11 protein-coding genes are annotated in these 12,783 nt (G+C 62.7%); all 11 read right to left on the bottom strand.

The window, feature by feature from the left end; translation table 11 throughout:
- Positions 1–643, bottom strand: a 643-nt coding sequence (locus tag ACELLULO517_RS26030; RefSeq protein ID WP_227310404.1) for an IS110 family RNA-guided transposase, incomplete at its 3' end; no start/stop codon positions are given.
- Between the two features lie 106 nt (positions 644–749).
- On the bottom strand, positions 750–1,106 hold the full coding sequence (locus ACELLULO517_RS26025) for a cupin domain-containing protein (protein ID WP_227310403.1): 357 nt from the start codon (positions 1,104–1,106) through the stop codon (positions 750–752).
- Between the two features lie 49 nt (positions 1,107–1,155).
- The gene (locus ACELLULO517_RS26020) at positions 1,156–2,649 is read right to left on the bottom strand and encodes an NAD-dependent succinate-semialdehyde dehydrogenase (protein ID WP_227310402.1); all 1,494 of its coding nucleotides are present in this window, start codon (positions 2,647–2,649) and stop codon (positions 1,156–1,158) included.
- 31 nt (positions 2,650–2,680) lie between these two features.
- On the bottom strand, positions 2,681–4,351 hold the full coding sequence (locus ACELLULO517_RS26015) for a hydantoinase B/oxoprolinase family protein (RefSeq protein ID WP_227310401.1): 1,671 nt from the start codon (positions 4,349–4,351) through the stop codon (positions 2,681–2,683).
- Complete coding sequence (locus ACELLULO517_RS26010; protein WP_227310400.1) at positions 4,348–6,354, bottom strand: hydantoinase/oxoprolinase family protein; 2,007 nt, start codon at positions 6,352–6,354, stop codon at positions 4,348–4,350. The genes ACELLULO517_RS26015 and ACELLULO517_RS26010 overlap by 4 nt, the downstream gene beginning before the upstream one ends.
- An 83-nt stretch (positions 6,355–6,437) precedes the next feature.
- Positions 6,438–8,030 carry a GMC family oxidoreductase gene (locus ACELLULO517_RS26005; RefSeq protein WP_227310399.1) on the bottom strand — a complete coding sequence of 531 codons (1,593 nt, stop codon included), beginning with the start codon at positions 8,028–8,030 and terminating at the stop codon, positions 6,438–6,440.
- Positions 8,023–9,051 (bottom strand): branched-chain amino acid ABC transporter permease, encoded by a 1,029-nt coding sequence (locus tag ACELLULO517_RS26000; RefSeq protein ID WP_227310398.1) that lies wholly within the window; start codon positions 9,049–9,051, stop codon positions 8,023–8,025. The genes ACELLULO517_RS26005 and ACELLULO517_RS26000 overlap by 8 nt, the downstream gene beginning before the upstream one ends.
- Before the next feature lie 17 nt (positions 9,052–9,068).
- Positions 9,069–9,956, bottom strand: a complete 888-nt coding sequence (locus tag ACELLULO517_RS25995) for a branched-chain amino acid ABC transporter permease (RefSeq protein WP_227310397.1) — start codon at positions 9,954–9,956, stop codon at positions 9,069–9,071.
- Between the two features lie 2 nt (positions 9,957–9,958).
- On the bottom strand, positions 9,959–10,678 hold the full coding sequence (locus ACELLULO517_RS25990) for an ABC transporter ATP-binding protein (RefSeq protein WP_227310396.1): 720 nt from the start codon (positions 10,676–10,678) through the stop codon (positions 9,959–9,961).
- Entirely contained in the window at positions 10,671–11,468 is a 798-nt protein-coding gene (locus ACELLULO517_RS25985) for an ABC transporter ATP-binding protein (RefSeq protein WP_227310395.1), read from the bottom strand. The genes ACELLULO517_RS25990 and ACELLULO517_RS25985 overlap by 8 nt, the downstream gene beginning before the upstream one ends.
- A complete protein-coding gene (locus ACELLULO517_RS25980; protein ID WP_227310394.1) occupies positions 11,465–12,763 on the bottom strand; it encodes an ABC transporter substrate-binding protein in 1,299 nt (432 codons plus the stop codon). The genes ACELLULO517_RS25985 and ACELLULO517_RS25980 overlap by 4 nt, the downstream gene beginning before the upstream one ends.
- Positions 12,764–12,783: the final 20 nt, after the last annotated feature.

The following is a 12,783-nucleotide window of genomic DNA, read 5'->3' as shown; positions in this document are numbered from 1 at the left end:
GCGGCAGTGCAGCCTCGATATGAGCTTCGAGACGATCGCGCCGGGTCGTCGCGGCTTCGATCACCGCAATGCAATCCTCCAGAACAAGGTAATGCGCAGGCTGCTCGAACTGTAGTTCCGCCAGCCAGCGCCGGTGCAGCAGCGTCCAGGCCGGTCGGTTGTAGTGCCGGCCGTGACGCAGCAGAAACCCGGACAGTTGCTGGCGGGCCTGCCGTAAGCTGCGCACCGCTACCAGACGGGCTCGAACGAGATCGCGGACGGCTTCGTGTGCCTGATCGGGTATCCACACTGCTGTTAGTTCGCCGGCGCGGTGCAGCTTGGCAAGATTGATCGCATCCCGGCGGTCGGTCTTGATCCGGTCGCCCGCCTTGATCGGGATCAGTGAGGGAGCAACCACGATGCACTCGTGCCCTGCCGCGCTCAGCTGCCGCTGAATACCGTAGCCGCACGGTCCGGCCTCATAACAGAACTTCAGGTCACGACCATTCTGGGAAAGCTTGTTCATCAGCTTTGTCAGGGCCGCGGGCGTGTTGGCAATCTTTCCATGCACGCGCACATCTCCCCGCTTGCCCTCGTCTGCAAGCCCCACCGCAATCGTCTCTTTGTGAACGTCCAGGCCCACGTAAATGGTAAGCTTCTCCACGACCCGTCTCCCTATGCATTAAGGCTCTGCGCCAGCCTATCCAGCGCAACCCTCGAAAACCTGCATATTGTGAGACGGGTCACCCCTTCTCAGGCGAACATCTGGTCTAGGGTGAGACGGTCACCCAGAGCTTGCGTACGGTTTCGATCGTCCGCCAAGAGCCGACGAAATCCGGCTGCATCACAAAGGTCGCGCCCGGCCCTAGAATAACGGGATCGCAGCCATCTTCGGTGAGTTCGACAAGTCCCGAGAGGATCGTGCAATATTCGAATACGCCGCCCTTGACCGACCGATAGGATCCGGGGCTGGCCTCCCAGACGCCCGAGCGGATTTTGCGGTCATGGACGGTCGCAAGTTCCCAGGTTTTGAACGCCGGGTCGCCGTCCATCACGCGCTCCGCACTAGGCCGGCTCTCTACCGGTTGCGGCAGATTATGGAGGTCGAATATTTGCAGCGATGTCATAAAAGCTATCCTGGCGCGATTGCGATCATTTTGAAAAATAGGCGCGCAATCAAAATGTTGTTGCGACATAGCGCGTTTCTAGAAACTCAAGAATCCCATGCTGGCCGCCTTCGCGACCCAGGCCGCTTTGCTTGACACCGCCGAAGGGTGCGGCCGGATCAGACACAAGACCGCGATTGAGCGCCAGCATGCCGGACTCGATCCTGGGCGCAATCCGCATGCCACGTCCCTTGTCCGCCGTAAACAGATAGGCGACCAAACCGAATTCCGTGTCGTTCGCAAGGGCGATTGCCTCATCATCCGACTGGCAGGACATGACAGCGACGACGGGCCCGAAAATCTCCTCCCGCAGAAGGCGCGCATTCCTTGGAACATCGACAAGAACTGTCGGAGGATAAAAGGCGCCGACGCGGTTCGGCCGCACGCCGCCCGTGCGCAGCCGCGCACCTTTGCTCAGCGCGTCCTGTACCAGCGCGTCGACCTTATCGACCGCACCGGCATGGATCAGCGGCCCGCATTCACTCAGCGGATCCGTACCGGGGCCGACGCGCAGAGCCTCCATCGCCGCGGTGATGCGAGTACAGAAAGGCTCGTAGAGTCTCTGGTGAACGATGAAGCGATTGGCGGCCGTACAGGCCTGGCCACCGTTCCGCATCTTCGCGACCATGGCGCCAGCGACCGCCTGGTCCAGATCCGCATCCGCCAGAACGATGAACGGCGCATTGCCGCCAAGCTCCATGGAGGATTTCAACACCTGATCGGCCGCACCTTTCAGAAGTTTTCGGCCGACACCGGTCGATCCGGTGAAGGAGAGCATGCGCGCCGCCGCGTGATGCATCATGGCATCCACGACCGGGCCGGGCCGCGTCGTGGGCACAATATTCACGACGCCGGGGGGAACGCCCGCCGCCTCCATAAGAACCGCGAGCGCGAGTGCGGTAAAAGGCGTCTCGGCCGCCGGCTTCAGCACGCAAGTGCAGCCTGCCGCCAGTGCGGGTGCCACTTTGCGCGTCACCATCGCCGCCGGAAAATTCCAGGGCGTCACCAGAATTGACACGCCAACCGGCTGATGGCCGACGACAATGGAATAGCCGCCGTTTGGGGAAACCCCGATCTCGCCCGGAATGCGCACGGCTTCCTCGGCATTCCACCTGAAGAACTCCGCCGCATAGCGCACTTCACCCAATGCGTCGGAGAGGATTTTTCCGTTCTCAAGGGAAACCAGTTCGGCGAACCAGGCTTCGTGCAATGCCATAAGCTCAAAGCAGCGGCGCAGAATGTCGGACCGGGCACGCGGGGAGCGCGCGGCCCAACCGGCCGCCGCACTGGCGGCGGCATCCATGGCCGCCAACCCGTCCGCGACGGACCCATCCGCGACCTGACCGATCTCCTGCCCGTCCGCAGGGTTTTCCACCGCGAAACGGGCCGCCCCCCCGGCCGGCCGGAATTGGCCATCGATGACTATATCGCCTGGAATCAAGCCGCGCGTGAGAGCCTGCAACGGCGGCAAGGACACAAGTGTGCTGAGCCGGTCATCTGACATAGCGTTTTCAATCCAGATTGGGAGCGCTTCTTCAGGAAGGCTCGACGTCGTAGAAGCGGGAGGCAAAGTCCGGCGTTATGATGCCGTCCGCGATATCGGATTTCACGCGGCCAGGATCGCGGTCTTCCGGCCTGCCCCAACCGGCGCCGCCGCCGAGAAAAATCGACACGACATCGCCTTTCTGCAAGGTCTGAATCGTCGCCGCCGGCTGCGGCAAAATCTCATTGCCGCGTTGAATGCTCAATCGCCCAAGGGCAGCGTCACGACCGCCACCCGCGCCCTTCGGCGGCAATTCGAAATGGTCGGAATAGGTGGTCAGAAGCACGCCGGATTCGACAACCTCATATTCGCGCACATAGCCCAAACCGCCTTGGAATGCGCCGGCGCCGCCACTATCCGGCAACATGGCAAAGCGGCGGATGCGCAGATAGGTCTCGACCTGTTCAAGCGATTCGACAGGCGTGATGCGGCAGGATGACAGAATATGATCCAGGGCATGCGCGCCGTCATAATTCTTTCCGGCGCCGAAGCCGCCGGACAGCACATCGCAATACATGCGCGAGGTACCGTCGCCGCGCGGCTGCGAGAAATAGAGGGCGGTCGTGGTATTGAAGCCTTGCGCAGGCACCGCATCCGGTGCCGCCTGGGCCAGGGCCGCATGCACCGCATCCAGCGTGCGAAGGGCGGCCACCATCCGGGCCCGGACCGGCGCACCTTTGCGCGGATTGATGACGGAACCTTCCGGAAAGACCAGGGTAATCGGCCGGTTGCAGCCGTCATTTGCCGGGATATCATTATCCGCAAGGATACTGCGAACGGCCGTCAGCGTCGCCGATGTGGCACTCGCAATGGGCGCATTGAACATGCCCCGCACCTGCGGCGTCGTGCCGGTGAAATCGACCGTCAGGGCATCACCCTGGATCGTCACCGTTGCGACCACACACACGGGTTCGGTGCCGAGGATGTCATGATCGAACCAGGCCTTCCCGGTCCAGCAACCGTCGGGCAAAGCCGCGATCGCGGCGCGCGTGCGACGCTCGCTGTAATCCAGCGACGCAGCCATGGCTGCCGCCACCATCTCCGGTCCTTCGCGGCGTGCCATATCCTGCACGCGCTCGATGCCGATATGATTGGCGGCGAATTGCGCATTGATATCGCCGAGGCCGATTTCGGCGGTACGGATATTGGCAAAGATCAACCGCTCCACCGCACCGCCGTGCCAATCCCGTGAGACCTCGAACAGGATGGGCGGAATGATCAGCCCTTCCTGAACCAGCTCAACCGCCGCCGGATTGATACCGGCCGTGCCGCCGCCGATATCGAGGTGATGCGCCGTATTGCCGGTCCAGCCCAACAATTTGGCGTCCAGGAAGATCGGCTGAAACAGAATGATGTCGTTGAGATGCTGTCCGCCACTATAGGGATCGTTGAGCAAGATAGCGCTGTCGGGCGTCACTTTGGAAAGGTCAAGCTGCGCCATGCAGGCTGCGAAGGACCGGCTCATCGCTGCCGTCTGCATGGGAATGACGTCCCCTTGCGCAATCACCTGTCCTTTAATGTCCAGGATGGCGGCAGAACAATCCCGCGCTTCACGCACGACGGTCGAGAAGGCGGAGCGGATAAGGTTAAGCCCCATCTCCTCGGCGGCGGCCTTCAGGCCGCGCGCCAGGATGGCAAGCCGCGTCGGGTCAATCTCGCTCATGACAGGCGCTCCAGCAAAAGATCTCCGCTGTCCAGGCAAAGGCAGGTCCAGCCATCCGGCACGATGGTAGTGGCGGTAGCCTCCTCCACCACGGCCGGGCCGGCTATGACCTGTCCGGCGCCGATCGCATCGCGGGCGTAGAAGCCTGCCTTGACCCGTCGCCCGGCCAGACTGATCTCACCGAATTCCGGCTTGGCCTCGCCCTCTGGCGGCCGCGGCGGCGTGATGACGGCGTCGTTACGCCGCAGCACGCGCGCCCGGTAGTTGACAGCCTCCACCGCCAGTTGCGGACGGGCATAGCCGTAGCGCGCCCGATGCTCCGCCTCAAATCTGCCGCGCAGGGTTGCCGCATCGACCGGGGAACCATCCGACCAGATGGTGAGTTCGAAAGCCTGGCCCGCATAGCGCAGATCGAGCCCGAGCTGCACATCATAGCCTGACTCGCCCAGACCATTGGCGATCGCCGTCTGACGGCATTCGGCCAGCAAGGTCGCGACCGCCGCCTCATCCATTGTCCGGTCATCCAACCGGTGCAGGTTTGTCCGGACAAGATCGACCACGACATCCGCGACAAGAAGGCCGAAGGCACTGCCGATACCGGGCGACCAGGGCACCAGCACCTGGCGAATGCCGACCTCATCCGCGACCAGAGCACCATGCACCGGACCGCCGCCGCCATAAGCGACCAGCGCGAAACCGCGCGGATCGATACCGCGCGCGGTGGAGACCAGACGAACGGCGGCCGCCATATTCCCGTTGACGGTCCGCAACACGGCGTCGGCACGCGCCGCCGTCGTCATCCCCGGCAGATCGAGACTGTTAAGCGCCGCCTCCGCCAAATCGGTCCGCAGCGCCATCTGGCCGCCAAAGAAGCGGCTTGGGCGCAGAAGACCCGCGATCACCTGGGCATCCGTCACCGTTGGCCGGTCACCGCCACGGTCGTAGCAGGCGGGACCCGGCAAGGCACCCGCACTCGCCGGGCCTACGGCCAGAAAGCCGCCGCCGTCGATGGCCGCGATGCTGCCGCCCCCGGCTCCCACAGTTTCCATATCAACGGCCGGCGTGCGCACGGGCAGACCGTCCACCATCAGTTCAGACGCCATGCGCGGGGTCAGATCCGGCGCGATCGCGACATCCGTGCTGGTCCCGCCCATATCCAGCGTGATGATGTCTTTGAGCCCGTTGCGCCGCGCGAACCAGATGGCAGCACGCACGCCGGCCGCCGGGCCGGAGAGCAGCATGCGGGCCGCATTGGCACCCGCCGCGCTGGCCGGCATCATGCCGCCATTGGACTGCATGATGCCAAGCACACCGGTATAGCCGCCGGCCGCAAGCCGGTTGGCAAGGCTCTCGACATAACGGCCGACGACCGGCCCCACGAAGGCGCTGACGACCGTCGTCATGCTGCGCTGATATTCACGAAACTCCGGCGAGACGACATGACTGGCATAGACGGCGATGCCCGGCGCGCGCTCGGCAATCAGCGCGGCCAGCGCCTGCTCATGGGCCGGATTTGCATAGGCATGCAGCAGGCTGATGGCGATTGCGTCGACACCTTCCCCCAGCAACCGCTCTACGCCCGCCCAGGCGTGATCGAGATCGAGCGGCTTCAGCACCCGCCCGGCCGCATCCATACGCTCCGAAACTTCGCCGATGAGCCGGCGCGGGATCGGTGACGCGGGCTTGCGATAGAAGATATTGTAGATGCTGCCGACGCGGTCATGGGTCCCGATCTCGATAACGTCGCGGAAGCCTTCCGTCGTCAGCAGCCCGGCCTTGGTACCGCGGCGCGTCAGCAGGGCATTCGTCGCAATCGTCGACCCATGCGAAAACTGCGCAATCTCCGCGAGCGGCACCTCGGCCTTTGTCAGCGCATCGATGACGGCCTGGTCGATCGCCTCGGGCGTCGAAGGCACCTTGCCCGTGACGACGGTACCATCGGGCTTCGCCCAGACAAGATCGGTAAAGGTTCCACCGATCTCTACCCCAACCTTATTGAGCATCGTCTTTCCTCACCGGCCGGCACAACGTGCAGGCTGGACAGAGATTGATTGAACAGGCCACACCGGCTTGGCGGCAGCAATCGTCAGGACAAGCCACCGCCCAGGATCGCGCGGGCCGCACGTTCGGCAACCATGATTACCGTTGCATTGATATTGCCCGACGGCACCGTGGGAAACACGGACGCATCGACCACGTGCAACCCCTCGACCCCCTTGACTTTGAAGGTCGTCGGATCAACCACCGCCCTGTCGTCCTTGCCCATGCGGCAGGTGCCGGAGGCGTGATAGATGGTCTGGCAATGGCCCCGGATGAAATCGGCGATTTCCTCATGCGTCTGGCATTCCGCGCCGGGCGACATCTCGCCATCCAGCACGTCAGCCAGCGGCGCCGTCCGCGCGATACGACGCTGAATGCGGATACCCTCCACCATGGTCGTCAGATCAGCGCCATAGGTGCCGGATTCGAAATACCGCGGATTGATGTCCGGCTGCTCGATGGGATCGGCTGACCGCAGCGTGATCTCACCGCGCGCGTCCGGCCGCTGCAACACGGTGCAGAAGGTCATGCCGGATCGGGAGGACAGAAAACGTCCGGCATCGCGATGCGGGCTGACAAGGCCGTAAAGCTGCAGATCAGGATCGATCTCCGGCTTGCTGCTGATATGGGCGGCGGCCGCGCACCAGGCCAAACTCCTATCCCCGCTCCGCTCCTCCTCCCATTGCTTCAAGCTGGCATCGAGAAACTCGGCCGTCCAGGTACCGACGCCCACGGGTTCGCGCGTGTGATAGCCGATGATGATGTTGATATGGTCCTGCAGGTTGCGGCCGACCTGCGGCAGATCGACCACAGGGCCGATCCCCTGTCGTGACAGCTCATCCGCCGCACCGATCCCCGACAGCATGAGCAATTGGGGGGAGCCGATGGCGCCGGCCGCCAGCACCACTTGTTCCGATGCGAAAGCCCGCTTCTGCTGCCCGTTCTCAAGATATTCAACGCCGACCGCGCGGCCGTTCTCGATGATCAGGCGCGTGACAAGAACGCCCGGCGTCACGGTCAGGTTGGGCCGATCGAGCGCGGGCTGCAGATAGGCCCGGCCGGTGCCCGATCGCTCGCCACCGCGGATGGTGAACTGCAAGGTGCCGAAACCTTCCTGGCTGGCACCGTTGAAATCCGCATTGGCCGGGTACCCGGCCCCGATCCCGGCATCGATCCAAAGCTGCTCATAGGGATGCACCGCATTGGGATGCTCGACATGCAGCGGCCCCTCGGTCCCATGGAAGGGAGACTTCGTGAAATCCGCATTGCTCTCGCAAGCCATGAAGGTGGGAAGCACGTCCTTCCATCCCCAGCCCGGGCAGCCGAGCGCTTCCCATCCGTCGAAATCGGACGGCAGGCCACGGATATAGATCATCGCGTTCATGGCGCCTGAACCGCCGATCATCTTGCCGCGCGGCCAGAACACGCGCCTGCCCCGGCAACCCGCCTGCGGCGTTGTGTGATAACCCCAGTCGACCGCGGTATTGAACATCGACACCCAGTCGGACGGCACGCGGGAGTTGATCGGCGCCTCCCGCCCGGCTTCCAGAACCAGCACCTTCCGATCCGGATCGGACGAGAGCCGATTGGCGAGCACGCAACCCGCGCTGCCCGCACCAAGAATGATCGTGTCATACATGGGATTGTCGCTTTCTGCGCCACAATGCGAATAGATGAACAATTTCGCCGACCAGACCGCGCGGCAAAAATACCACGAAGGCGGTAATGATCAGGCCAAGCCCGAGGCTTCGATATTCTCCGAAATCCGATAGAAATTCGTCCGCGCCGGTCAGCACCACCGCACCGAGCAAAGGCCCCCAGAAGGATCCGACGCCGCCGACGACGACCGAGGCGATGACGAATAACAGCTGCGAGAGCGAGAAAACCGTGGGGCCGATCGCCTGGAAATGGACCGCGTAAAGACCACCGAGAAGACCGATGAAGAAGGCCGATATGCCGAAGACCAGAAGATGCGTCCGAAAACGATTGACGCCGCGCGCCATGGCATAGCCGGGATTGTCGCGGATGGCGCGGAACGCCAGACCCATCGGGCTGCGAATGACGATCCAGGACACCAGCATGGTCAGGAAGGCGCCGCAGCATACGACGGCGTAGTTGCCGATCATCCAATACTGATGCAGCAAAGGCCGCATGCCGAAATCACCGAAATCGGAAAAACCCGTGGCGCCCCCGGTGAATTGCACGCAAGACCCGCCGATCTGCTGGAAGCAACCGGTGTCGGTGACGATGAGGAGATACATCATCTGCGCGACGGCGAAAGTCAGCAGTGCCACATACACGCCCTCAAGGCGCAGGCAAGCCAGTCCGATGATCAGGGAAAACGGAATGCTGACGATGGCGCCGGCCGGGATCGACAGCCAGACGCTCCAGCCCAGATAGTAGCTCAGCATCGCGGTTGCATAGGCACCGAAGGCAAAAAAGGCCATCGGTGCCAGACTGAAGACGCCGGCATAACCGAAAAGCAGGTTCCACTGCGAGGCAACGCCCGCCCAGATCAAAGCCAGGATGACTTCACCGAGCAGATAGCGGCTTTGGATCACGAAGGGGACGGCAACAGCAATAATGATGACGAGGAGACCGATCCATGCGTCTGCGGGCAGCGTCCAGCGGGATGAGCGGTCTTTGATGAAATTGACCAAGATCAGAGCGCTCCGAATTACAGGCGGCGGATCTGGCTGCGTCCGAACAAGCCGGCCGGGCGCCAAATCAGGATCGCGATGACGATGAAGAGCAAGGCGGGAAAACCCCAGCGCGCCCCGGCCAGGAATTCGACCGCGGCCTCAATGATCGCCAGGCAGAAGGAGGCCGCGATCGCACCGGGAAGATTGCCGAGCCCCGCCACGACACACATGATGAAGGCCTTGAGCATCGGATCGTCCCCGAACCAGGGCGTCAGCTGCGTGACGGAACTCATCAACACACCACAGATGCCGGCCAGGGCACCGGAAATTGCCAGCGCCTGAAGAAAGATGCGCTGCACCGGCACGCCCATCAGCACGGCGGCATCGCGATTTTGTGCTGTCGCGCGGATCGCCCGCCCCATCTTGGTGCCCGACAAAAACCAATAGGTCAGGCCCATGACGATCAGCGCGATGACGACATCGGCGAGGTCGAGCAGCGGGACGACGCTTTGGCCGAGATGCAGATTGCCCGAGACGGTAAAAGGTTGCTTCAGCGGCTGGCCGCCGAAGGCCACCAGCAATGCCTCCTCCAAAGCAATCGAAATGCCGGCCGTCGCGATCATGACGCTGGTTTCGAAATGCTCCGTGCTGCGCGCCAAAAGTCGCTGCACCACGACAAGGTAGAGCAGGACACCGAACAAGGCGCCGCCCGCGACGGCCGCGATGACCGCGACAGGCAGCGGCAGGCCGAGCTGCGTGCAGACCGTGAAGGTCAGATAGCCGCCCAAGGCCAGCATGGCGCCATGGGCCATGTTGAACATGCCCATCGATCCCCAGACGAGGGAGAGACCGATGGTTGCCAGCGCATATAAGGCCCCATTGGTAAGGCCGGTCGTCAGCACCGTGACCACTGTATCGAGCATGTCTATCCCCCGAGATAAGCGGCCAGCAATTCGTCCCGACCCATCAATTCATGCGGCGGTCCGGACCAGACGATATGACCGTCATCGAGAAGATGCATGTCATCGCAAAGATCGGCCACACGTGCTGGATTTTCCTCGACCAGAAGGATGGTGCGGCCCTGGGCGCGGAGTTTTCCGATGACATCGTAAATCTGCTCGATGACGAGCGGTGCGAGACCGAGCGAAGGCTCATCCAGCATGAGGATGCGCCCGCCCGCCATCAACCCGCGGCCGATGCCCGCCATGCGCCGTTCGCCGCCCGATAGCGAACTCGCGATCTGGCGGTGACGTTCGGCCAGGCGCGGCAGAAGCGCATAGACTTCGTCAAGACGTTGCGCCGTCTGTTTCGCATCGCGCTCGCCGTAAGCGCCCATCAGAAGATTTTCGTAGACCGACATATTCGGAAACAGCAAATCGCCTTGCGGCACATGCACCACACCGGTCGCGGCGATCCGGTGCGGGGATAGCGGCAACACGGAGCGGCCGGACAGGGTAATGTCGCCCCGCCGCACGCGAATGAGGCCGGAGATCGCCTTGAGGAGCGTCGACTTGCCGTGGCCGTTCGGCCCGACCACGGTCACGATCCGTCCCGGCTGCACCTCCAGCGAGATGCCTTTCAGGATATCGGGACCGTCATAGCCCGCCCATACGTCCGAGAGCGAAAGACTGGCGATGTCATGCATGCTGGGTATCGGAAAAATGAGCGCGCAATCGCTGTGCCGCGCCTTGGCCCAGGTAGATATCGACCACGGTGCGGTCTTCCGCGACCTGGCCCGGCAATCCTTCGAAGATGATCTCGCCGTGATGCATGATGATGACCCGGGACGACAGCGTGAGAAGAAAGCGCATGACATGCTCGATCACCACGATCGTCATGCCGCTGGTGCGTAGACGTTCTATCAAAGCCTGGATCAGGTCGATCTCGTCTCGGTTAAGACCGCCGACAGGCTCGTCAAGGAACAGAATTTTGGGCTTGGTCACGATCGCACCTGCGATCATGAGCAGCTTCCGATCGAAGACCGGCAGGGCGCCCGCGCGCTGCGCGGATTTGCCGATCAGCCCCACGGTCTCCAGGCTTTCGGCTGCCGCCGCCCTGGCCGAAGCAGCGACGCGGAAGCCCGGGAATATCCGCGCGGTCGAACCGAAATGCGCGGCGACCTCGATATTCTCCTGAACCGACAGATGTTCGAAGGCCGCGTTGAGCTGAAATGTCCGGGCAACGCCGGCATGACAGATTTCGTCCGCACCTTTGCCTGAAATACTGCGCCCGGCGAAGCTGATGCTGCCGGCGCTGGCCGGCACCAGACCGGTGATGACATCAAACAGCGTGCTTTTACCTGCGCCATTCGGCCCGCCGATGCCGAGCACTTCACCCGGCATAACGTCCAGCGAGACGTCTTTGACGGCGGCAAGCGAGCCGAAATATCGGCTCACCTGTCGACAGGAGAGAAGTGCCTCGGCCAAGCTGCTCACGACATCCAGGGCGGCGTCACGAACTTCGCCTGCGCATAAAGATCCGGCGCGATCAGAGCCGGGGTTTTTGTCGCATCCTGCACCTGCAGGAACTGATGCGGCATGCCGAGCGAAGGATCGGGCGTCTGGGTCGGGTAGCAATAGGCCGACTGCCCGTCGGGATCGACGCGCGAGGTGCCGCTGGTGCCGCGATAGACCAGTTGACGCATCACCTGCGCGATCTTCTGCGCCTGGGCCTTCTGGTAGGGTTCGCCCGGGCCGCCGGCAATGGCCGCGGACAGCGCCCATTTCCACAGAGCGTCATAGGTCTGGCTGCCGGTCAGATAGGTCGAATTGGGCCCGAACTTCTGCGTATAGTCATGGCGGAACTGTTCCGAGAATTCATCCGGCACGCAACCGATCAGGGTCGAGTAGATCACGCCGGTCGTGGCCTTGCCGCCGATCTGGCGGAAAGCGGGCAGCGACGGGCCATATTGCATGTAGAGCAGGCTATTGGTCGGCTGCGGCGTGAACTGCAGCGCGAACTGCGCCAGGTCCTGCGGCAGCGGATGCGTGACGGCGATGACGCCCGGCGTATCCTGGCGGATTTTCGCAAGCGTCGGGCCCCACTGGTTATTGGGGAAGGGCACGGTTTCGAACAGGGAGACTTCCCATCCGAAATCCTTTGCCTTGTCACGGATCGCGTTGGCGATGACGATGGCATATTCGACGGAGGACGGGATGATGGCGATCTTGCGGTTCGCCGGGGTCCAGCGCTTCTCATCCATCAGCGTCTTCAGATAAACCAGCAGGCCGACGCCGTAGTAATATTCCGGCGGACAGCCCTGGAAGCAGCCATAGTATTTCTTCGGATTCGAATTGAACTTGGTATTGGCCGAGAGCAGCGTGTTGTAATGCGAGAAGATGATATCGGCATCGGCCGCGGTATCCATCTCGGCCATATTGGTGGCATCGTTATAGCCGTTGATGATGGCCGGCACATTGTAGCGGTCGATCAGGCGCTGCATGGCCTGCGTCGTCAACACCGGGCCCATATTGCCGGTATCTTCGATATGGAGCTGAATCGGCCGCCCCAGAATGCCACCGGCCGCGTTGATCTCTTCGGCCGCAAGCGTCAGGCCGTTGCGATATTCCACGCCGTCGGCGGCGGCAATGCCCGACAGCGGCAGGGCGGAGCCGACCGGAATCGGCTTGCCCGCGTCGGCCGCGCTCGCCTTGTTTATCCCAGCCAAAAGACCAATGCTCGCGGCGCCCACACCGGCAGACCGCTTTAGCAAGCCGCGACGATTGTCCATGAAATCCTCTTGGTGATTTG

Source organism: Acidisoma cellulosilyticum (genome assembly GCF_020621385.1).
Lineage (GTDB): Bacteria > Pseudomonadota > Alphaproteobacteria > Acetobacterales > Acetobacteraceae > Acidisoma > Acidisoma cellulosilyticum.
The sequence above is the reverse complement of the archived record's forward strand: the minus strand, read 5'-3'. Positions and strand labels throughout refer to the sequence as shown.

What these genes read in the sequence shown, in the direction of transcription:
- ACELLULO517_RS26025 (WP_227310403.1), bottom strand. Translation starts at nt 1,106, where the DNA reads ATGACATCGCTGCAAATATTCGACCTCCATAATCTGCCGCAACCGGTA.
- ACELLULO517_RS26020 (WP_227310402.1), bottom strand. Translation starts at nt 2,649, where the DNA reads ATGTCAGATGACCGGCTCAGCACACTTGTGTCCTTGCCGCCGTTGCAG.
- ACELLULO517_RS26015 (WP_227310401.1), bottom strand. Translation starts at nt 4,351, where the DNA reads ATGAGCGAGATTGACCCGACGCGGCTTGCCATCCTGGCGCGCGGCCTG.
- ACELLULO517_RS26010 (WP_227310400.1), bottom strand. Translation starts at nt 6,354, where the DNA reads ATGCTCAATAAGGTTGGGGTAGAGATCGGTGGAACCTTTACCGATCTT.
- ACELLULO517_RS26005 (WP_227310399.1), bottom strand. Translation starts at nt 8,030, where the DNA reads ATGTATGACACGATCATTCTTGGTGCGGGCAGCGCGGGTTGCGTGCTC.
- ACELLULO517_RS25995 (WP_227310397.1), bottom strand. Translation starts at nt 9,956, where the DNA reads ATGCTCGATACAGTGGTCACGGTGCTGACGACCGGCCTTACCAATGGG.
- ACELLULO517_RS25990 (WP_227310396.1), bottom strand. Translation starts at nt 10,678, where the DNA reads ATGCATGACATCGCCAGTCTTTCGCTCTCGGACGTATGGGCGGGCTAT.
- ACELLULO517_RS25980 (WP_227310394.1), bottom strand. Translation starts at nt 12,763, where the DNA reads ATGGACAATCGTCGCGGCTTGCTAAAGCGGTCTGCCGGTGTGGGCGCC.